Annotated in this window: 19 protein-coding genes and 1 pseudogene; 5 read left to right on the forward strand and 15 right to left on the reverse strand. The window is 49.0% G+C overall.

Translation table 11 applies throughout. The features are described 5' to 3' along the window. Positions 1 to 392: 392 nt before the first annotated feature. The 3 genes from A7K98_RS14870 (at position 393) to A7K98_RS14880 (ending at position 3,454) form a co-directional block, all read left to right on the forward strand. Positions 393 to 1,370, forward strand: a complete 978-nt coding sequence (locus tag A7K98_RS14870; protein WP_087489270.1) for a DUF1852 domain-containing protein — start codon at positions 393 to 395, stop codon at positions 1,368 to 1,370. 28 nt (positions 1,371 to 1,398) lie between these two features. Beyond that, entirely contained in the window at positions 1,399 to 2,424 is a 1,026-nt protein-coding gene (locus A7K98_RS14875) for a methionine synthase (protein ID WP_038022130.1), read from the forward strand. A gap of 316 nt (positions 2,425 to 2,740) precedes the next feature. Continuing rightward, complete coding sequence (locus tag A7K98_RS14880; RefSeq protein ID WP_087490531.1) at positions 2,741 to 3,454, forward strand: DUF3750 domain-containing protein; 714 nt, start codon at positions 2,741 to 2,743, stop codon at positions 3,452 to 3,454. A 151-nt stretch (positions 3,455 to 3,605) separates the two neighbouring features. Here A7K98_RS14880 and A7K98_RS14885 read toward each other — a convergent pair whose 3' ends face one another. The 7 genes and pseudogenes from A7K98_RS14885 to guaB all read right to left on the reverse strand — a co-directional run bounded on the left by A7K98_RS14885 (position 3,606) and on the right by guaB (position 10,886). Beyond that, positions 3,606 to 4,583: a YncE family protein gene (locus A7K98_RS14885; protein WP_087489271.1), complete on the reverse strand. Its 978-nt coding sequence runs from the start codon at positions 4,581 to 4,583 to the stop codon at positions 3,606 to 3,608. 320 nt (positions 4,584 to 4,903) lie between these two features. Further along, positions 4,904 to 5,962 carry a HoxN/HupN/NixA family nickel/cobalt transporter gene (locus A7K98_RS14890; RefSeq protein ID WP_087489272.1) on the reverse strand — a complete coding sequence of 353 codons (1,059 nt, stop codon included), beginning with the start codon at positions 5,960 to 5,962 and terminating at the stop codon, positions 4,904 to 4,906. A 205-nt stretch (positions 5,963 to 6,167) separates the two neighbouring features. After that, positions 6,168 to 6,338 (reverse strand): annotated as a pseudogene (locus A7K98_RS14895) (type II toxin-antitoxin system RelE/ParE family toxin); the annotation flags it as partial. Positions 6,339 to 6,384: 46 nt separating this feature from the next. After that, positions 6,385 to 6,867 carry a glutathione peroxidase gene (locus A7K98_RS14900; protein WP_087489273.1) on the reverse strand — a complete coding sequence of 161 codons (483 nt, stop codon included), beginning with the start codon at positions 6,865 to 6,867 and terminating at the stop codon, positions 6,385 to 6,387. A 196-nt stretch (positions 6,868 to 7,063) separates the two neighbouring features. After that, entirely contained in the window at positions 7,064 to 7,486 is a 423-nt protein-coding gene (locus A7K98_RS14905) for a GNAT family N-acetyltransferase (protein WP_087489274.1), read from the reverse strand. A 286-nt stretch (positions 7,487 to 7,772) separates the two neighbouring features. After that, on the reverse strand, positions 7,773 to 9,353 hold the full coding sequence (gene guaA / locus A7K98_RS14910; RefSeq protein WP_087489275.1) for a glutamine-hydrolyzing GMP synthase: 1,581 nt from the start codon (positions 9,351 to 9,353) through the stop codon (positions 7,773 to 7,775). A gap of 66 nt (positions 9,354 to 9,419) precedes the next feature. Beyond that, positions 9,420 to 10,886 (reverse strand): IMP dehydrogenase, encoded by a 1,467-nt coding sequence (guaB, locus tag A7K98_RS14915; RefSeq protein ID WP_087489276.1) that lies wholly within the window; start codon positions 10,884 to 10,886, stop codon positions 9,420 to 9,422. Positions 10,887 to 11,045: 159 nt separating this feature from the next. Here guaB and xseA point away from each other — a divergent pair, with 159 nt between their 5' ends. Beyond that, on the forward strand, positions 11,046 to 12,440 hold the full coding sequence (gene xseA / locus A7K98_RS14920; protein WP_087489277.1) for an exodeoxyribonuclease VII large subunit: 1,395 nt from the start codon (positions 11,046 to 11,048) through the stop codon (positions 12,438 to 12,440). A gap of 88 nt (positions 12,441 to 12,528) precedes the next feature. Further along, positions 12,529 to 13,413, forward strand: coding sequence for an AraC family transcriptional regulator (locus A7K98_RS14925; RefSeq protein WP_087489278.1), 885 nt, complete (start codon positions 12,529 to 12,531; stop codon positions 13,411 to 13,413). A 17-nt stretch (positions 13,414 to 13,430) separates the two neighbouring features. On the opposite strand, the gene A7K98_RS14930 is transcribed toward A7K98_RS14925, so the two are convergent. The 8 genes from A7K98_RS14930 to A7K98_RS14965 all read right to left on the reverse strand — a co-directional run bounded on the left by A7K98_RS14930 (position 13,431) and on the right by A7K98_RS14965 (position 21,503). Next, positions 13,431 to 13,655: a YfgJ family double zinc ribbon protein gene (locus A7K98_RS14930; RefSeq protein ID WP_087489279.1), complete on the reverse strand. Its 225-nt coding sequence runs from the start codon at positions 13,653 to 13,655 to the stop codon at positions 13,431 to 13,433. A gap of 49 nt (positions 13,656 to 13,704) precedes the next feature. Then, positions 13,705 to 15,192, reverse strand: a complete 1,488-nt coding sequence (gene der / locus A7K98_RS14935; RefSeq protein ID WP_087489280.1) for a ribosome biogenesis GTPase Der — start codon at positions 15,190 to 15,192, stop codon at positions 13,705 to 13,707. A 174-nt stretch (positions 15,193 to 15,366) separates the two neighbouring features. Next, entirely contained in the window at positions 15,367 to 16,548 is a 1,182-nt protein-coding gene (gene bamB / locus A7K98_RS14940) for an outer membrane protein assembly factor BamB (RefSeq protein WP_087489281.1), read from the reverse strand. A gap of 19 nt (positions 16,549 to 16,567) precedes the next feature. Then, positions 16,568 to 17,185: a YfgM family protein gene (locus A7K98_RS14945; RefSeq protein WP_087489282.1), complete on the reverse strand. Its 618-nt coding sequence runs from the start codon at positions 17,183 to 17,185 to the stop codon at positions 16,568 to 16,570. A 39-nt stretch (positions 17,186 to 17,224) separates the two neighbouring features. Next, positions 17,225 to 18,499 (reverse strand): histidine--tRNA ligase, encoded by a 1,275-nt coding sequence (gene hisS, locus A7K98_RS14950; protein WP_087490532.1) that lies wholly within the window; start codon positions 18,497 to 18,499, stop codon positions 17,225 to 17,227. Positions 18,500 to 18,607: 108 nt separating this feature from the next. Beyond that, the gene (ispG, locus tag A7K98_RS14955; RefSeq protein ID WP_087489283.1) at positions 18,608 to 19,729 is read right to left on the reverse strand and encodes a flavodoxin-dependent (E)-4-hydroxy-3-methylbut-2-enyl-diphosphate synthase; all 1,122 of its coding nucleotides are present in this window, start codon (positions 19,727 to 19,729) and stop codon (positions 18,608 to 18,610) included. 33 nt (positions 19,730 to 19,762) lie between these two features. Next, on the reverse strand, positions 19,763 to 20,776 hold the full coding sequence (gene rodZ / locus A7K98_RS14960; protein WP_087489284.1) for a cytoskeleton protein RodZ: 1,014 nt from the start codon (positions 20,774 to 20,776) through the stop codon (positions 19,763 to 19,765). Next, positions 20,766 to 21,503, reverse strand: coding sequence for a tetratricopeptide repeat protein (locus A7K98_RS14965; protein ID WP_087489285.1), 738 nt, complete (start codon positions 21,501 to 21,503; stop codon positions 20,766 to 20,768). The genes rodZ and A7K98_RS14965 overlap by 11 nt, the downstream gene beginning before the upstream one ends. Positions 21,504 to 21,565: the final 62 nt, after the last annotated feature.

Here is a 21,565-nt window from a genome sequence, read left to right on the forward strand (position 1 = left end):
GACTGTGTTGCAAACACCAACCTGTACATTTTTCCTGCCACACTTTCGGGTAATTTAATTCAGCCAGCCTATTGAATCGCGAAAGCGGTATGACGTAGCATAAAAACCGTCCGGTAAGTTTCTCCGGAGCTTTTTAGTGATTAAATATCCGGTCATTTGCTGTCTGCCCCACTTTCCTTTTGTACCTGCCGTTTCTTGTCCTGCACCAACATGAAAAATTTTCATCTGCGAGTGAAATTAAATCACTTTCACTCACTCCGTGAGTCAGGCATAAAATACGTATGATTATTCACTTTCGATAATATGAAAACTGTGTATTTCGATCACCGAAATTTCTGGATAATCAGCAACTAAACTCAGTTTTCATCTCAGGACCAGGATTCAGGCTCACAATGAATAAAGATTTTACCTACTCGATTAAGAGCAGCAGCTTCGACGAGAACTATAACCCTTCTGAAAATACGCGTATCACCACTAACTTTGCGAACCTGGCCCGCGGTGAAAGCCGTCAGCAGAACCTGCGCAATACCATTGTGATGATGAACAACCGTTTTAACTCACTGGCGACCTGGGACAACCCGACTGCCGATCGTTATGCTGTCGAAATCGACATCATTTCTGTTGAAATGAAAATTGACGAAGAGAGTGGCAGCTTCCCGGCTATCGAGATTCTGAAAACTAATATTATCGATAAAAAAACCGGTCAGCGTACCGAAGGTATTGCCGGAAATAACTTCTCGTCATACGTGCGGGATTACGATTTCAGCGTATGGTTGTTGGATCATAATAAAGATAAACCTGATTTCACTATTCCGGAGAAATTTGGTGAGCTGCACGGTAACATTTTCAAAAGCTTCGTAAACTCAGAAGCTTATAAAAGTAACTTCAAAAAAACTCCGGTAATCTGTCTGAGTGTTTCCAGCAAAAACGTTTATCACCGTACAGGTAACGAACATCCGGTGCTTGGTATTGAATACCGCCAGGATGAGCGTTCGCTGACAGATAACTACTTCAGCAAAATGGGCCTGCAGGTCCGTTATTTCATGCCGAAACACAGCGTTGCACCGTTAGCATTTTACTTCTTTGGCGATTTGCTGAGTGATTACACCGACCTCGAGCTGATTGCTACCATCAGTACTATGGAAACATTCCAGAAAATTTATCGCCCTGAAATTTACAACGCTAACTCCGTTGCTGGTTTGCAGTACCAGCCAAGCCTGAACTATCAGGACTACTCATTAACAAAAATTGTTTATGATCGCGAAGAGCGCAGTCGGTTAGCGATTGAACAGGGTAAATATACTGAACAATACTTCATCAAACCATACAAGACAGTTCTTGAACAATGGTCTGAAACTTACGGTCTTTGAGTCATAAAAAAATACAAGGTCACCTGCTATGAAAATTTTGTTACCTACGTCAACTGCCGGAAGTCTGCCAAAACCGTCCTGGCTGGCACAGCCTGAGAAACTTTGGTCGCCGTGGAAACTGCAGGACGAAGAGTTAGTTAACGGAAAAAAAGACGCACTGCGTCTGTCCCTGGATGATCAGCTGCGTGCAGGTATCGATATTGTTAGTGACGGTGAACAGACCCGTCAGCATTTCGTTACCACCTTTATCGAACATCTGAGTGGTGTTGATTTCGAGAAGCGCGAAATCGTTAAAATCCGTAATCGCTATGATGCCAGCGTACCGACAGTCGTGAGCGCTGTTGAGCGTATTAAACCTGTATTTGTGGATGACGCTAAATATCTGCGTTCTTTGACAAAACAGCCAATTAAATGGGCACTGCCTGGCCCGATGACTATGATTGATACGCTGTATGACAATCATTACAAAAGTCGTGAAAAGCTGGCCTGGGAATTCGCTAAAATCCTGAACCAGGAAGCGAAAGAACTGGAAGCTGCAGGCGTAGATATTATTCAGTTTGATGAGCCGGCGTTTAACGTATTCTTCGACGAAGTTAACGACTGGGGTGTTGCAGCTCTGGAGCGCGCTATCGAAGGCCTGAAGTGTGAAACTGCCGTCCATATCTGCTATGGCTATGGTATTAAAGCGAACACCGACTGGAAGAAAACGCTGGGTAATGAATGGCGTCAGTATGAAGAAGCCTTCCCTAAACTGCAGAAATCGAACATTGATATCGTGTCACTGGAATGCCAGAACTCACACGTTCCAATGGATCTGATTGAGCTGATTCGCGGTAAAAAAGTAATGGTAGGTGCTATTGATGTAGCAACCAACACTATCGAGACTCCGGAAGAAGTTGCCAATACCCTGCGTAAAGCTCTGCAATTCGTTGATGCTGATAAACTTTATCCTTCAACTAACTGTGGTATGGCTCCACTTTCACGTGAAGTCGCTACTGGTAAACTGCATGCATTAAGCGCCGGTGCAGAAATCATCCGTAAAGAACTGGCTTAAACGGTACTGGGATCCCCCTGCCGATCAGGGGGATCAAGAGAAATTACAGATTTACTGGCAATTTTTCCCGGAAAATAGTCTTTTGAACGCGGGCTTTAGCCCGTGTTTTTTATGGTACCTTCACCGCAAATAAGGGGATTACAACCTCTTACATTTCCGGATGCTTATTACTCTCTCCTTACACGGCCCCTGACAAAGCTTTAATTAATCTGCGCTATAGTTAGTTTCTAACGCCATACTGCCGGGAGTTGTTCAATTGCTGAAAATATCTGGTCTGGTATTTCTTTGTGTGGTGCTGGTCTCACTGGTAGCAAGTATGATGCGCGATACGCATCCGGGAGTTTCAGTCGGAGAGGGTTGGTGGGCAGCACGTCATGATTCATCAGGGCAGGCCCCGGATCCCATCAAAATGGCTAATACCGCGATAGTTCAGATCTATGATGCGGCAACCTATGGCTGGCGTGGCAAAGCAGCCGTTCATCCGTGGATCATATTTAAACGCGCCGGAGACACGCAATATACCCGATATGAAGTCACCGGTTGGGGGAGCGGCGATCGGATACGCAAAAATAGCCATGGCCCGGACGATTATTGGTTTGGTGCAAAACCCAATTTACTGGTCGATTATCGCGGCCCTCAGGCGGCTGCTTTAATACCGCAAATAGAAGCTGCCATAGCGTCCTATCCGTGGAAAGAGACTTACCACGCCTGGCCCGGTCCAAACAGCAATACCTTTATGGCCCATATCGGTCGTAATGTTCCCGCTTTGCATCTGAATATGCCAGCCAATGCTATCGGAAAAGATTACCGCGACCTCGCCAGGCCTATCGGTCTCCCGCCATCGGGACAGGGTGTTCAGGTCTCTTTGCTGGGTTTGATTGGCTTTACTGCCGGGCCGGTTGAAGGTGTTGAAATTAACCTGTTAGGTCTCGATATGGGAATGCAGTTCTCACCCTTTAAACTTCGTCTTCCGTTTATTGGATCAATTAATCACGCGGGTTCTCAAAACGCCACCAGCCAACCCGACTGAATGATGAACATGAACAATGGCGGGAGGTAACCAGCCCTGCCCGCTAACGTTCCGTTAATTTTAAGATTAAAACCATCAGCGGTTAGCCCGGGGCTGGTTGATTATGTTCACGGGTTCGCAATTTGTATCAGAAATAAGCTAAGTCATGGATTTATGACCGAGAAGCGAATGGCTTTAACGGGTAATAAGCCAGAACTTCACAACCTTCTGGTACAGACACATGCTCCGATACCCGCCCCTCTTCAAGACTAATCACAGAAACCGTACCACTGTCTTCATTTGCAACCAGGAAATATCGTCCGTCCGGAGTAAACGCGCCATCCAGAGGTTTTTTCTGTAGCCCCGCGGTAAACAGATATCGCATATTCGCATCAAAGAAACTGACTACCGGATCAAAATCGCCAATAACGGCAACAATCTCACCATCATTTCTGAAACGGACTATCTGAGCTGGTTTGTTATGACGCTTCAGCGGAATAGTATCCAGAAGCACCAACTGTTCGCGATCAATCAAAAAAATTTCAGGAGCGCTACCATTAGTTGCGACAACCCACGGTCGTATTGGTGACACATCAATGCCATTCAGGCTACCCGGCACACTCAACTTTTTGACTATCCGGCCGCTGTTATCATCAAAAACGATCTGCGATAACGTCCCCTCCTCTTCACTTTCGGTGATTAATACATTTTTTCCGGGAATAACGGCCAGCCGGTGTACATTGTAAGACTCTGAGTTAATGGTGCCGGTTACCGTATCTGTTTGTGGATCGATAATGACAATTACAGCACTTTCCTCACAGCAACAATAAATCAGCCCGTTGTAACCCAGTCGGGCAGTATGCGGACCTTTAAACGGGGAGATATCAATCAAAGTAATGAGTTGTTCACCTGCCAGATCCACCACAGCAATTTGATGTTGTGGATGGGGATTATCGCCGTGAACACCATCACCAAATATAGGCACATATGCCTTACCTTTTTGAGGTAACACCAACAACTCGTGAGGTTTTCGTGGCAGATCATCAAGAACCTTACGAATTTTCAGTGTTTCAGGGTCGAGAAATAAAATACGGCCTGCTGATTTATCTACCGCAATTAGTCCAAAACCAGTGGTGTTTTCTATCTTCATATCTCTACTATCTCCATGATGATATCGACTTTCAGATAAGTGACACGCAGTGAGTCAATCGGCTGCATCTATTCAGGATGGCATTCAACAGGTAGTTTTGTGCCGTTAAAGAAGGTTTTTAGGACGATTCCAACTGCTGAAAAGATATCCGGGGCGCAAATAAATTCAGGAAAAACTGTGCAGAAAAGGCAAACAGATAAACCGGGGAAAAGGCCCCGGGGGAGAGATCAGCAATAAGTCACAGAGCGCAGAAACAGAGGAGCGTCAAAGCCAGCAGCGCTGTCCGGCTCTGCGTGGCAGCACCCTGTCAGGGGATTGATTCAGTCCGGATTAACTTCTAACTGGTCATAGCCTTTAAGCCGGTAAATTACTGCGGAGATTATCCAGGCAGCGATAAAAATACCAATAATCAGATAACCGATAGTCCCGAAGTTATCGTTAAGTGACCCGATTCCATCCCAGAAAAGACCGGAAAGATTGAGTTTATCCTGAATCAGCCCCAGGGCCTCAATGCCTCCAACCACTACTGCAACAATGACCGAGACCAGAGTGATAGTCATGTTGTAGTAGAGTTTGCGGATTGGCTTCACAAATGCCCAGCCATATGCTCCAAGCATCAGAATACTGTCAGTGGTATCAATCAGTGACATACCTGCAGTAAACAGGGCTGGAAATACCAGGATCGACCACACAGACATCCCCTGAGAGGCCTGTGCTGCGGAGATTCCCAGCAATCCAACCTCGGTCGCAGTATCAAACCCCAGACCGAACAACAAGCCCAACGGATACATATGCCAGCTGCGATGAATAAAAGCGAACATCGGGCGAAAAATTCTGGCCAGCAGTCCGCGGTTAGCCAGGAAAATATCCAGGTCTTCATCAACATACCGCCCGCCGGATTTTACTTTGCGAAATGTCCGCCAGATCCCCGACAGTATGACAATGTTCATAGCAGCAATCGTCAGCAGGAACAGTGAAGAAACCAGAGTCCCGATAACACCACCAACGGAGTGAAAGGCCTCTATCTGGCTTTTAAATGCGGTTGCGGTGGCCGCGATGATAATCGTAGCCAGAATGACAATGGTGGAATGCCCGAGCGAGAAGAAAAAACCCACCGAAACGGGTCGTTTTTTCTCCTGCATCAGCTTACGGGTAACATTATCAATGGCCGCGATATGGTCGGCATCGACCGCGTGGCGAAGGCCGAAACTATAGGCGAGTAAAGCAGTTCCCAACAGAACCGGATGATCACGAAAGGCAATAAACGCCCATGCCCATGCTCCGACGTTGGCCGCGATAAGAATAAGATAAAGCCCAATGATCTTCAGCGATAACTGACCACCATGGTCGTTAAAAATGCGTGCAAAAGTGTTCCGCATTCTGACTCCCTGCAATACCAGACATCATACCGTACACAGAAATAGTAGGACGCCAGATACCCATGAGCAAACAGGGGAGACTCAGGTTATGCCCTGCGTCACAATATCAATTGTCAGGGACTTGAATTTAGAGGAAAAGAATTTCCGTTGAACATGACAGAGAAGCTTTAGGGTTGGGAGTATGGTAAACCGGCTATCAGGATGATCAGGCCATAATTAACCGGTTAAACAGCAGTTGCCGGATATCCTGACGGTGCGACAAAATTGCATATGCTGTCACTGAGCTTTCATCGACAGAATATAAAACTCTGTAACCTTCCGGATGATTAAATTCGCGGTACTTTGCGTAACCAATTTTCAATAGTTCAGGAAATATGAATCACCGGAAAATCGTCTGTAAAACTCAGCAGTAGCCTGCCGGCTTAATCCCGGAGCGCAGCAAGGATTGCTGTTTCGATTTTCTCCGGGGTAGACACTGGTGCAAATCGTTTAAGGGGTTTTCCGTCACGTCCAATCAGGAATTTCGTAAAGTTCCACTTGATCCTGCCCCCCAATATCCCTGATAACTCGTGTTTCAAATAGCGAAATATTGGGTGTGCTGCAGAACCGTTAACTTCCACTTTTTCAAACACCGGAAAGCTTACACCGTAGTTGATATAACAGGTCTGTGAGATTTCTTCAGCGCTTCCCGGCTCCTGCCTGCCAAACTGGTTGCACGGGAAAGCCAGTATCACCAGTCCCTGGCTGGCATATTTCCGGTAGAGCGCTTCAAGCCCTGCATACTGTGGCGTGAAACCGCAATGACTGGCGGTATTCACCACCAGAATCACCTTACCTGCATAATCAGCCATTGAGCCCGGCCGGCCATCGAGGCGGGTGGCCGAAAGCTGATAGAAAGTCGTCATAACGGAATCCTTAAACACAAACAGTCCGGTAACCAGATTAGCATGTAACTTGCTAATGAAGAGAGGAATCACCTGACACTGATTGCGTCTGGCACAACAACCAGCGACGGGGTTATCCGCAGACACTGATAAGTCATCTGCCAATGCAACAGCTGTTGCCTTAAATCTGCTGAACAGGATTGCCCACCACGGAAAATTACAGGTCTTTTTTCAGAAAGACCCTGCTGGTTCCTTCAGGAAGACAGGCTATTTCACCAAATCTCTGCCAGCCGTTTTTTTCATAAAATACCGGTGCCTGAAAAGTAATGGTATACAACACGGCGGTTTTACAACCCCGGCTTCTGCCTTCATCTTCAACACGTTTAAGAATCTGGCTCCCCAATCCCTTGCCTCTCACTTCCGGTGGCAGGTACACCAGATCTATAAATAACATTCCGAGGTAGGTACGCCCCATCATCCCTCCCAATACCACCCCGCTTTCATCTTTGACCATAACAGCAAGAGGTTTATTGTCGTTATATCCCACCGCCTCCTCATTGTAATGATTAAGCCCCGATTCAATCGCTAAGGAGAATTCAGGTGTAATGGCATCAGAGACTTCAATAGTTAACCGACTCACTGCGGCACTCCGTTTGTTGTTAACCCAGACCGTAAATTACAGGAGCAAAACACTATCAGTAATTTATTTTTCAGGAAACACCCATCCTGATTCACCAGAATATATTCTGTGACTGACGGTCATTAACCAAAGCACAATATTTATAAAACCTGATACCGTCAAAAATAGCGTAATAAATCTAAGTCTGGATGATGAGGAGTGATAAGACAGGAAAAAGAAAACCCCGACAGTGCGGGGTTTTCGTAACATTATGATGAGAAATGATTAGGCCGGGTTAGCCTGGAAATCATTCCCACTCAATGGTGGCTGGTGGTTTGCCGCTGATGTCATAAACAACACGGGAGATACCATCCACTTCATTGATGATGCGGTTGGATACACGGCCGAGGAAATCATACGGCAGGTGTGCCCAGTGCGCGGTCATAAAGTCGATAGTTTCTACAGCACGCAGAGAGACAACCCAGTCGTATTTACGACCATCGCCCATAACACCAACAGAACGAACCGGCAGGAATACGGTAAAGGCCTGGCTAACTTTGTTATACAGGTCGGCTTTGTGCAGTTCTTCGATAAAGATAGCGTCGGCACGGCGCAGCAGATCGCAATACTCTTTCTTCACTTCACCCAGTACACGAACACCCAGACCCGGGCCCGGGAACGGATGACGATACAGCATGTCGTAAGGCAGACCTAGTTCCAGGCCAATTTTGCGAACTTCATCTTTGAACAGCTCTTTCAGCGGTTCAACCAGGCCCATTTTCATCTCTTTCGGCAGGCCGCCCACGTTGTGGTGCGATTTAATCACGTGCGCTTTGCCGGTAGCAGAGGCTGCAGATTCGATAACGTCAGGATAGATAGTGCCCTGAGCCAGCCATTTAACATTGTCCAGTTTCAGTGCTTCTTCATCGAACACTTCAACAAACACGCGGCCGATGGTTTTACGTTTGGCTTCAGGCTCATCAATACCGGCCAGCGCATCCAGGAAGCGGTTTTCCGCATTCACGTGAACAATGTTCAGACCAAACTGGTCACCGAACATTTCCATTACCTGCTCAGCTTCGTTCAGACGTAACAGACCATTATCCACAAACACGCAGGTCAGACGTGGACCGATAGCACGGTGCAGTAATAATGCAGTTACTGAAGAGTCAACACCACCTGACAGCCCCAGAATCACATGATCGTCACCGACCTGCTCACTCAGACGAGCCACAGCATCGTCGATGATCTTGGCCGGAGTCCACAGCGCTTCACACTGACAAATATCCAGAACGAAACGTTGCAGTAACTGCAGGCCCTGGCGCGTGTGGGTGACTTCCGGATGGAATTGTACACCGTAAAAACGCTTCTCTTCGTTGGCCATAATGGCAAACGGACAGGTTTCGGTGCTGGCAACAGTGACAAAATCATCAGGAATAGCAGTCACTTTATCGCCATGGCTCATCCAGACATCCAGCAGCGGTACGCCGGCGGCATTCAGGCTGTCCTGAATCCCTTTAACCAGGGCGCTTTCTGCTTTGATTTCTACCTGCGCAAAACCGAATTCACGCTCAGAAGAACCCTGAACTTTACCACCCAGCTGCATTGCCATGGTCTGCATTCCGTAACAGACACCCAGTACCGGAACACCGGCAGTAAACACGTATTCAGGAGCTCGTGGACTGTTGAGTTCGGTAGTACTTTCCGGTCCACCGGAAAGAATGATGCCGTTAGGATTAAACTGGCGGATTTGTTCTTCGGTGACATCCCATGCCCACAGTTCGCAGTACACACCCAGTTCACGAACACGGCGTGCAACCAGCTGAGTATACTGAGAACCAAAATCAAGGATCAGGATTCGGTGCTTATGAATATTTTCCGTCGTCATTACAGTTTTCCAGGCAAAAAAATTAAAGCGCCCGACGGTAAGCCGGGCGCAGGAAACAGGAAGAGATTAAGATCCGGTGCGGTAGTTTGGAGCTTCTTTAGTGATAGTCACGTCATGCACATGGCTTTCAGAAATACCGGCACCACTGATGCGAACAAATTCAGCTTTAGTGCGCAGATCATTAATCGTCTGGCAACCGGTCAGACCCATACATGAACGCAGGCCACCCATCTGCTGATGAATGATCTCTTTCAGACGGCCTTTATAAGCCACACGCCCTTCAATACCTTCCGGCACCAGTTTATCCGCTGCGTTATCAGACTGGAAGTAGCGATCTGAAGATCCTTTAGACATCGCACCCAGCGAGCCCATACCACGGTAAGATTTGAATGAACGCCCCTGATACAGTTCAATTTCGCCCGGAGACTCTTCGGTGCCGGCCAGCATGGAACCTACCATGACACAGGAAGCACCGGCAGCAATGGCTTTCGCGATATCACCAGAGAAACGGATACCACCGTCTGCAATCACCGGAATACCGGTACCTTCCAGCGCTTCAACTGCGTCAGAAACAGCACTAATCTGCGGTACACCTACACCGGTAACAATACGGGTAGTACAGATAGAACCAGGACCAATCCCGACTTTAACCGCGCTGACACCTGCATCAGCCAGAGCTTTAGCACCGGCTGCGGTAGCAACGTTGCCACCAATAATTTCCAGGTTTGGATATTTAGCACGGGTATCACGGATACGTTGCAATACACCTTCAGAATGACCGTGAGAAGAGTCAATCAGCAACACATCAACACCGGCAGCAACCAGCGCATCTACACGCTCTTCGTTACCAGCACCAGCGCCAACAGCAGCACCAACGCGCAGACGGCCATGGGCATCTTTACAGGCGTTTGGTTTACGTTCAGCTTTCTGAAAATCTTTTACGGTGATCATGCCCAGCAGGTGGAAAGCGTCATCCACGACCAGTGCTTTTTCGATACGCTTTTCATGCATCTTTTGCAGTACAACTTCGCGTGAATCACTCTCTTTCACAGTGACCAGACGCTCTTTCGGTGTCATTACCGCAGAAACTGGCAGATTCAGATCGGTGACAAAACGCACGTCACGGCCGGTAATAATACCCACCAACTCGTTATCGCTGTTAACTACCGGATAACCGGCGAAACCATTAGTTTCAGTCAGACGTTTGACGTCCAGCAGTGAAGTAGTTGGCAGAACAGTTTGTGGATCAACGACCACGCCACTTTCATACTTCTTCACTTTGCGGACTTCTTCAGCCTGGCGCTCAATCGTCATGTTTTTGTGAATAAAGCCCACACCGCCTTCCTGTGCCAGCGCAATTGCCAGACGGGCTTCGGTCACGGTATCCATTGCGGCGGAAACCATTGGGATATTCAGACGGATATTTTTGGTCAGTTGCGTACCGAGTTCTGCAGTATTTGGCAGTACGGTAGAGTGAGCAGGAACGAGTAAAACATCGTCAAACGTGAGGGCTTCTTTAATGATTCTTAGCATAGCAATATCTCGGCCTGGGAGTGATAAAATATTGCAGCGGAATTATACAGGGGCTAATCGATTGCCTCCAGCTTTTTTTATAAAAAACTCTTGATACTTACACAGGTCACTGTAGTATCGGTTAATTAACCCGCTGATTTACTATTTGATCTTCATCACATGTTGCACGACGAAAACGCCACAATTTTCTCTGTCAGCCGTCTAAATGCTACTGTCCGCAAGTTGCTGGAACATGAGATGGGCCGGGTCTGGCTGACCGCGGAAATTTCCAATTTTACCCGGCCTTCGTCAGGGCACTGGTACTTCACCCTGAAAGATGACAATGCTCAGGTCCGAAGTGCTATGTTTCGCAGCAGTAATCAACGGGTCAGTTTTCGACCGCAAAACGGCCAGCAGGTGCTGGTTCGTGCTTCAGTCACCCTCTACGATCCACGCGGCGATTATCAACTGATTGTTGAAAGCATGCAGCCTGCCGGTGAAGGACTGTTGCAACAGCAGTTTACCGAACTGAAAAACCGCCTGGATGCCGAAGGGCTGTTTGCTGCAGAACATAAACAAGCTCTGCCCTCTCCTGCCCGCCAGGTCGGCGTAATTACTTCCGCCAGTGGTGCTGCGCTGCACGATATCCTGCAGGTATTACGCCGCAGGGATCCCTCTCTGCCGGTAGTGATTTATCCGACCGCCGTACAGGGTAATGATGCAGTTCCCGCCATTGTCCGCGCGATTGAACTGGCAAATCAGCGTCAGGAATGTGATGTGTTGATTGTTGGCCGCGGCGGCGGCTCACTGGAAGATTTATGGTGTTTCAATGATGAACGGGTCGCCAGAGCTATTTTTGCCAGCCAGTTACCGATAGTCAGTGCTGTCGGCCATGAAACTGATGTCACCATTGCTGATTTTGTTGCCGATCTTCGGGCACCTACCCCCTCTGCGGCCGCAGAGCTGATTAGTCGTAACCAGACTGAACTGTTAAGGCAGCTACTCTCAGCGCAGCAACAGATGGAAATGGCGATGGATTTTTATCTGGCCCGCCGTCAGCGTAGCTTTGCACAACTTCAGCACCGCCTTAATCAGCAACATCCTGAATTGCGTCTTGCAAGGCAACACAACCAGCTGTCAGAACAGCAGCGCCGTCTTCAGGCTGCTTTGCAACAACAGTTACAAAAACACAGTCTGCGCTTTGAGCAACTCTCACAGCGTTTACAACGCCGTCAGCCACAATCTCAGATTTACCAGGCAAATCAGGAATTAGGGCAGTTGCGTTACCGGTTGCAGCAGGCAATCAGTCAACGGCTGAATGACAACCGTCAACGCTTTGGTACACTGGCGGTACAACTGGAAACTGCCAGTCCATTAGCCACGCTGGCACGAGGATTCAGTGTAACCACCAAAGCCAACGGCGACGTGATTAAAAATACCCGTCAGTTGCAGCGCGGTGACACATTGCGTACCCGGCTAAATGATGGCTGGGTGGAGAGTGAAGTCACGGCAACTCAGCCTGCCATTACTCCTAAAAAGCGTCCTAAAGCCTCTTCGGATCCTGCCGCTCAGTAATCTGCCTTTTCGATGATGCTGTAATTCAGCAAGATCGGTCAGGACAGCCTCACAACAGGGCGACATACTTTCTCTACAGGAGAATGTTATGCTGACCGATAAACAACGTTATACCGCTAATTATCAGAAACGAATCACTCAGGTGCTGGAATATATTGACAGTCATCTATGTGAACCTCTGTTGCTGGAGAGCCTCAGTAAAGTGGCCCATTTTTCTGCATTCCACTTTCACCGGCAATTTACGGCCTGCATTGGCATCCCGCCAGGCCGTTATATCCAGCTATTGCGGCTGCGTTATGCATCATACCGGCTGGCATTTAATCCTGAGCAAAAGATTACCGATATCGCACTGGAGACGGGTTTTACTCATTCTGAGTCATTCAGCCGTGCCTTTAAGCAGGTATTCGGAGTCTCTCCGGGCGAGTTTCGCCGCCAACCAGAGTGGCAGTCATGGCACAGTCAGATGCCGGCCGCTCCGCAAATCAGAAGAGAACCCGATATGCAAATTGCTATTGTTACTTTACCTGATATTCCTGTCGCTATGCTGGTTCATCAGGGATCTCCGGAAACCATTAATCAGACTGCCGCCCGGTTTGTAGAGTGGAGGAAAACCAGCGGATATTCTCCGGTGCGTCGCTGTCGGACCTTTGGTATTGCGCCGGACGATCCGCACAACTGTGATCCGCAGCAGTTTCGTTTTATGATTGCCGGTGAAGTTTCTGCCGCGATACCTGAAGATAATGAGTTTGGTGTCGTGAACAGCGTAATCCCGGGCGGACGCTGTGCCACTGTGCGGCATCAGGGTTCTCATGAGCGGCTAACCGCGCTGGCGCAGTCACTGTACCGTGACTGGCTGCCTGCCAGTGGTGAGACGTTACGTGATTTTCCGCTGTGGTTTCACTACCATAACTTTGTTCATGAAGTCGCTGAGCATCAGTTAGTGACCGATATTTTTCTTCCACTTAACGACTGATCTTGTCGTCTCAGCCATTAACTTTCGATGACTTCCGGGCGCCACACTACGCGCGAAGAGGAAATCAGCCCATGCTGCTGGCAGAAAAAATCTACTGCACCACAGGCTTTCAGTACCTGTAGTGTCGTCTGACAGTCCGGACAGTAAGCGGTATTGCGGTAACAGGTATGGCATTTCGGGCACTGTATTTCGTCCTGTTCACCAGTGAGCGTGGACTGACAATGGCTGCAAATAACATTCATTAGCTGTCTCTCCCATTAAAAAGAGGGCCTTATAGCCCTCTTCTTCGAATTATCGCTTGTTTTTCTTCAGATGCGACATCAGACGTTTACGCTTACGCTGCTGAGTAGGCGTCAGCAGGTTACGTTTGCCTGCATACGGGTTCTCCCCTTCCTTAAACTGAATCCGGATAGGGGTACCCATTACATTCAGTGAACGACGGAAATAGTTCATCAGATAACGTTTGTAGGAATCTGGCAGGTCTTTAACCTGATTACCGTGAATTACCACAATCGGAGGGTTATATCCGCCGGCATGGGCATATTTCAGTTTGACACGGCGGCCACGGACCAGCGGTGGCTGATGGTCTTCTTCCGCCATATTCATCACACGGGTGAGCATGGAGGTATTCACACGACGGGTTGCGCTGTCATACGCTTCGGTAATCGATTCAAACAAATTACCTACACCGCTACCGTGCAATGCAGAAATAAAGTGCACGCGGGCGAAATCAATAAAGCCCAGTCGGTAGTCGAGAGCCTCTTTAACTTCTTCTTTAATTTCCTGTGATAAACCATCCCACTTATTCACCACAATAACCAGTGAACGACCGCTGTTCAGAATAAAGCCCAGCAATGACAGGTCCTGATCAGAGATACCTTCATGGGCATCAATAACCAGTAACACCACGTTTGCATCTTCAATCGCCTGCAGTGTTTTGATCACCGAAAATTTTTCAACCGTATCGGTCACTTTACCGCGTTTGCGAACCCCGGCAGTATCAATCAGTATATATTCGCGATCATCACGTTCCATCGGAATATAGATACTGTCGCGGGTGGTTCCCGGCATATCGTAAACCACAACGCGGTCTTCACCCAGAAAACGGTTAGTCAGCGTAGACTTACCAACATTCGGACGTCCGACGATCGCCAGTTTGATAGGCAGAGTCGTCGGATCAAAATCGTCTTCTTCGTCTTCAGGAATGCTGTCGTTTTCTTCTGCTTCAAGGGCTGCCCAATAGGCCGCATTTTCCTGCTCTTCGGTGAGCTCTTCAGGTTCTTCAGTTTCCATCCACGGCTCAAGTACCGCTTCGAGCAGGTTATGCACACCACGACCATGAGTAGCTGCAATCGGATGAATCTCGCCCATACCCAGTGAATAGAAATCAAGCACTGCATTGGTAGGGTCCATACCATCGGTTTTATTGGCAACCAGGAACGTCGGCTTCTGGCGGGTACGCAGGTGCTGTGCAATCTGTTCATCCGCAGGCATGATCCCCGCACGGGCATCCACCAGGAACAGAACGATATCCGCCTCTTCAATCGCCATCAGCGACTGGGCTGCCATACGGGTTTCAACACCCTCTTCCATGCCATCGATACCACCGGTATCAATCACTATATATTCCTGACCTTCTACCTCAGCGCGCCCGTACTTACGATCACGTGTCAGACCAGGGAAATCCGCCACAAGCGCATCACGGGTACGCGTTAAACGGTTAAAAAGAGTGGATTTTCCTACATTGGGGCGTCCAACAAGCGCGACCACAGGTACCATAATAAAGCCTCATTACAAAAAATATTTCGACCGAATCGGATGATTATAACGATTAGTTGTGCAGAGTTCAGGCTATTCACCAGAAAATCTACAGGCCGAAGAAAAACGAAACGGCCCCTGTATCACAGGAGCCGTCATTAGCAGGTCATTTTAACCCGTACTTTTGCCGGTAACTCAGCGTTTAAAGGCGTAAACCTCGCCTTTCTTCGCCTGGATAATCAGTTTATCACCGGCAACGATTGGCTGAGTCTGGAAGCCTGATTTGTCCACTTTTTGCTGAGCAACAAAGCGACCATCCTGAGTGTTCATCCAGTGCAGATAACCTTCACCATCACCAACCACCAGGTAACCGTCAAACAGTACTGGTGAGGTCAGATTACGGTGCAGCAGACCACTCTGACGCCAGATTTCAACTCCGCCATCAGCATTAACAGCATCTACACGGTCATCCTGATCGACCAGGTAAATCCGGCCATTATCTACCAGCAGGTTTTTCACGCCGCCAATATCACGTTTCCACTGAATCTGGCCTGAACGCAGATCCAGTGCTGATAAATCACCGTTATAAGCCAGCACATAAACTACACCGTTCACAATCACCGGAGTCGTATCAACATCACTCAGACGATCAATCTCTGTAGCGCCGCTTGGCTGAGAAATACGTTGCTGCCAGATCATCTGACCCTGGTTCATGATAACAGCACTGACGCGGCCGTTATCACCACCAACAATGGCTCCGCCAAAAGCGACTGCCGGGGCAGATTCACCACGCAGAGAGAGTGCCGGGATATCCAGGTTGACCACCCACTTGCTGGCACCAGTCGTCTGATCTAATGCCTGCAGAATACCATTACTGGTATGGATCAGCACCAGACCGTCACTGACTACCGGATGTGATACCGCTTCACCGGAAACCTGGGTGTGCCAGGCAACTGAACCGTCTTTAGTATTCAGCGCAAACACTTCACCGTGCTCACTGCCGATATACAGCAAATCACCCTGTACGGTGATCCCGCCAGACAGCATTGCGGAGAGGTTTGAAGAGAAGAAGCCGGTTTTGGTAGAAAGATCGACTTTCCATTTTTCCTTACCGGTATCCGCATCCAGTGCTTCTACGATACCAAAGCGGTCGGCCGCATAAACAACATTGTCCTGCCATGCCGGATGCAGATTAGAGTAAAAATCACCCACTCCGTCGCCGACCGACTTATCCCAGACCTGAGTCGGATTGAACTGATTCACCACTGTAGGCAGTGGAGACATTTTAACTGCATCTTCTTCGCCACTGAATAGCGAACAACCGCTGAGCAAAGTGACTGAAAACAGTCCCGGCAGCAGGTATTTACGTAATTCCATGCGCTCTCTCTTTACAGTCTTAGCTTAAATTATTCAATTTCATCTGCATCATCTGTTTCAGTGCAGGTGAAGCATTAGAATCAATACCTTTACTCCAGGCTGCACGGGCACCCTGGGTATCGCCTTTACTCAGCAAAGCATCACCGCGAACATCTGCTGCCATCGCCGTCCAGCTGTCCCCTTTCACATTATCCAGGGTTTTCAGAGCATCATCAGCCTGCTTCTGCTGTAACTGCAAACGTGCCAGGCGAAGACTCATCACCGCCTGGAGATTAGCATCTTCAGTATCTTTGATTCCCTGCTGAAGCTGCAGAGCCGCTTTATCAGTCTGCCCCGCATCAACATAGACTTTCGCCAAATCCATCGCCGCTAATGCGCCGTAAGAACCATGAGTCTGACTCACGAAAGCTGAAACAGCATCCAGTGTTTCAGGTTTATCAGCCTTCATTGCCTCTGTCAGTTGCTGGTAGCGGGCAGAGTTTTCCAGAGCAGTATTTTCCTGATGGCTGACCCAATAGCGCCAGCCACCCAGAGCAACGAGACCAATCACTATTCCAGCGGCCAGAGCTTTACCATTATTGGCAAAGAAATGTTTGAGAGCATCAGTCTGCTCATGTTCATTGCTGTAAACTTCCACGCAATCCTACTCCTGTAAAAGCTTAATAATATCCGTCAGTTACTGTAACGCAGACAGCAATACTCCGGATATGTCATCCCGGGTTACCGTTTGCTGGTCGCCGGAACGCAGATCTTTGATGACAACCTGGTTGTTTTTAACTTCATCTTCACCCAGTACCAGGGCCAGACGGGCACCCCACTTGTCTGCACGGGCGAATTGTTTTTTGAAGTTACCACCACCAAAATTGGTCATCAGTTTAATTTCCGGAATGGCATCACGCAGGCTTTCGGCCAACTGCATGGCAGCTGACTGTACGCCGGCACCGGAAGCGATAACATAGACATCGACTTTACGGGTCGGTTCAAATTCCGGGTTAACTGCCTGAACTAAAAGTACCAGCCGTTCCAGACCCATCGCAAAACCGACCGCCGGAGTTGCCCTGCCACCCAGTTGTTCCACCAGCCCGTCATAACGACCGCCGGCACAAACCGTGCCCTGAGAGCCCAGGCTATTGGTAACCCATTCAAACACTGTACGGTTATAATAATCCAGACCACGCACCAGGCGCTGGTTCACGGTATAGCTGATCCCCATATCGTCCAGCAGGCTGCACAGACCAGTAAAATGTTCGCGCGATTCATCATCCAGGTAATCACCTAACTGCGGAGCATCATTCAGCAGTTGCTGGATATCCTGGTTTTTGCTGTCCAGAACACGTAACGGATTGGTATACATCCGGCGCTTACAGTCATCATCGAGTGCATCTTTATGCTGCTCGAGGAATGCCACCAGTGCGTCACGATAATTTGCACGGGCTTCTAATGAACCAATAGAGTTCAGTTCCAGGCGAACATGTTCCGCAATCCCCAGGGCTTTCCACCAGCGGGCGGTCATCATGATCAATTCAGCATCAACATCCGGCCCGTTCAGACCAAATACTTCAGCGCCAATCTGGTGAAACTGACGATAACGGCCTTTTTGCGGACGCTCATAGCGGAACATCGGTCCGATGTACCATAAACGCTGTTCCTGATTGTATAACAGGCCGTGTTCAATACCGGCACGCACACAACCCGCAGTCCCTTCAGGACGCAGCGTCAGGCTGTCGCCATTACGATCATCAAAAGTGTACATCTCTTTTTCAACCACATCGGTCACTTCGCCGATGGCGCGCTTAAAAAGAGGAGTTTGTTCGACTATCGGCAGGCGGATCTCGCTGAAGCCATAGCCTGCCAGAACCTGTTTCAGGACCTGCTCAATTCGTTGCCAAAGTGCGGTATCTGCTGGCAGATAATCGTTCATTCCGCGGATAGCCTGAATATTCTTCGCCACGTCAAAATCTCTTAAAACAAAAAACCTGTCCGGCATCATACCTTATGAGGCAGATACCGCACAGGAGCAATCGTTAAACAATGCACCCACTCACGGAATGCATCTCCCTTATTTCTCAACCTGACGAACATCGATCCGGTGATTTTCATCCAGCATCGAAGCTTTAGCGCGAATTCGTGCTTCAAGCTGTTCAATCATATCAGTATTATCCAGCCGTTCACGTTGACGGACTCCGTCTTCGTAGAAACCGCTTTTTTTACTGCCGCCGGTCACACCCAGCGTGGAAACTGTCGCTTCTCCCGGACCGTTCACTACACAACCGATGATCGACACATCCATTGGGGTAATGATGTCTTCAAGACGCTGTTCCAGCGCATTCACCGTACCAATGACATCGAATTCCTGACGGGAACAGGTTGGGCAGGCAATAAAGTTGATACCACGTGCGCGAATACGCAGTGATTTAAGAATATCAAAACCTACTTTGATTTCTTCAACCGGGTCGGCCGCCAGTGAGATACGCAGGGTATCGCCAATCCCTTCCGATAACAGCAGGCCCAGGCCAATGGCAGATTTTACCGAGCCCGCACGGGCGCCACCGGCTTCGGTGATCCCCAGATGCAGTGGCTGATCAATCTGTTTAGCCAGCAGACGATAGGATTCAACGGCGAGGAACACATCAGAAGCTTTAACACTGACTTTGAACTGGTCGAAGTTCAGCCGATCCAGGTGATCCACATGGCGCATCGCTGATTCCAGCAGTGCCTGAGGGGTAGGTTCACCATATTTTTCCTGCAGATCTTTTTCCAGAGAACCTGCATTCACTCCGATACGAATTGGAATGTTGTAGTCACGAGCACAATCCACAACCTGGCGGATACGCTCATTATTACCGATATTACCGGGGTTGATTCGTAAACAGTCCACCCCGTATTCTGCGACTTTCAGGGCTATCCGGTAGTCAAAATGAATGTCAGCCACCAGCGGTACGCTGACGCGCTGTTTAATCAGCCTGAAAGCTTCGGCCGCATCCATCGTAGGTACAGACACACGAACAATATCTGCCCCTACCCGTTCCAGCGCTTTAATTTGTGCAACGGTTGCGTCAACATCTGTAGTCCGGGTATTCGTCATCGACTGGACGGCAATAGGCGCTCCGTCGCCGACTGGCACCTTACCAACATAAATCCGGGTGGATTTACGGCGGTTTATTGGAGCCTGGTTATGCATATTTTTTCTCCACAAGTCCCTTGAGACGGCACGTTACTGTGCACCAATCGTCAGGCGGGCGACCTGGTTTGTACGAATAAAACGACTTAAATCTACTGGCTGACCACGGAACTGAACAGAGACAGCCGCTGGTGCGCCAATTTTTAACCGGTATGGGGTTTTACCACTCAGGTTAAGCATTCCACCTTTGTGCTGCAAACCACTGAACAGCTTTTTACCTGTGGCATCAGTAACTTCCAGCCAGCAGTCCGCATTAAAATTCATCACCACTGCATCAGGGCTGACCGGTGCAGGAGTTGCAGCAGCAGGAGCAGTCTGGCTGTCAGCTGTTGCCGGAGTACCTGTAGTTGCTGAAGTCTGGTCTGCTGTGTTACCAGCGGCAGGCAGTGAAGTCTGGGACGGAGAAACGGCCGCAGGCTGCTCTGTTGGTTGCGTGGTCGTGTTACTGGCAGAAGCTGCCGGGACAGAGCCAGCAGTTGCCGGAGTAGTATCGGTAGCAACTGGTGCTGAGTTATTATCAGTCGGAGTACTGTCAGCATCACCGGTAGATAACGGGATAGACTGTTCATTGCCACTGGCAGAATTATCGGTAGCAGAATTGGTCATCGCGGCCATATCCGCCTGGGATGCTTTGTGGTTCTGCCACCACCATGCCACAGTCAGGCCAATAACCACCAGGATAACCAGCACAGTAAAGGTTGTCAGCATACCATCGCGCTTTTTACGCCTGCTGCTGCTACCCAGTGAGATATTGTGCATTGGGGTTATTTTGGCTGAACGTACCGGTGCCTGCTTCGAAAGCATTGGCAAAATGTCATCTTCCGGCACGTTGACCAGACGGGCATAAGAGCGGATATATCCGCGTAAGAAGGTCGCCGCGAGATCAGCCGGTGACTTATCCTCCTCGATATCGCGTACCGTGGACACTTTCAGGCAAAGACGTTCTGCAACATTCTGCTGCGTCAGCCCTTTGGATTCACGGGCTATACGCAGGCGTTCACCTGTGGACTGGACTGCAGATTTTTCTTGGGTGGCTTCAGTATTCATTAGCTAAATAACGCTGGTACTGTATCGAAAGTGGATAATTCCGCGCTAACTGGTCACCAAAACGTTTCACATCACCGGTGGCCTTTTGTCGCGCGGCGTAAAGAATCTCTAACCATAAACTTTCTGCACTGGCAGAACGTTGCTGGTGATAAATATCTGCCAAAAAACGCGTATCTGCGTACTTCAGTTGCTCCAGCCGCTGTCGGGCCTCTGTCAGTATTTTGGCTGCAGCAGTACTGTCAGCCCTGATAGCGGTAATCAACCTTTCAGCCGCCGGGGCAGTTTTTCCTGCATCCAGCAAACAGAATCCTGAGGATAGCAGAGCCTGAGTCCTGCTGCCGGTTTCTGTTGCCCGCATTGCCCGCGTAAATCGGGTCCGGGCTTTATCATACTGCCTTAAAGCACAGAGAAACGCACCGTAATTATTAAGCACATAGCCATTTTCCGGTGCCATTTTCTCTGCCTGAGTGTAACAGACTCTGGCCATATCATCATGCCCCCGGGTCTGATAAAGCCGGGCCAGCCCTAAAACCGGCCGGTAATCTTCAGGAGCATTCTGCCGGGCACGCTGCAAATGGCGTTCGGCAGCAGCGTAGTCCCTGGCCATAAGAGAGTGCAGCCCCAGTTGTAAACGCGCTTCTGATGCATGCCGTGGGCGCAAACTACTACAACCACTGACGGCCAGTAACACTACCACCACGTAAATTATACATATCTGTTGCGACATCCTTTGTCTCCTGCTCTGTCCGGGGAGCAGGAAGACTCACACAGTATGGAAAAGGAGGGAAT

The organism is Tatumella citrea, assembly GCF_002163585.1.
In the GTDB taxonomy this organism is placed as follows: Bacteria; Pseudomonadota; Gammaproteobacteria; order Enterobacterales; family Enterobacteriaceae; genus Tatumella; species Tatumella citrea.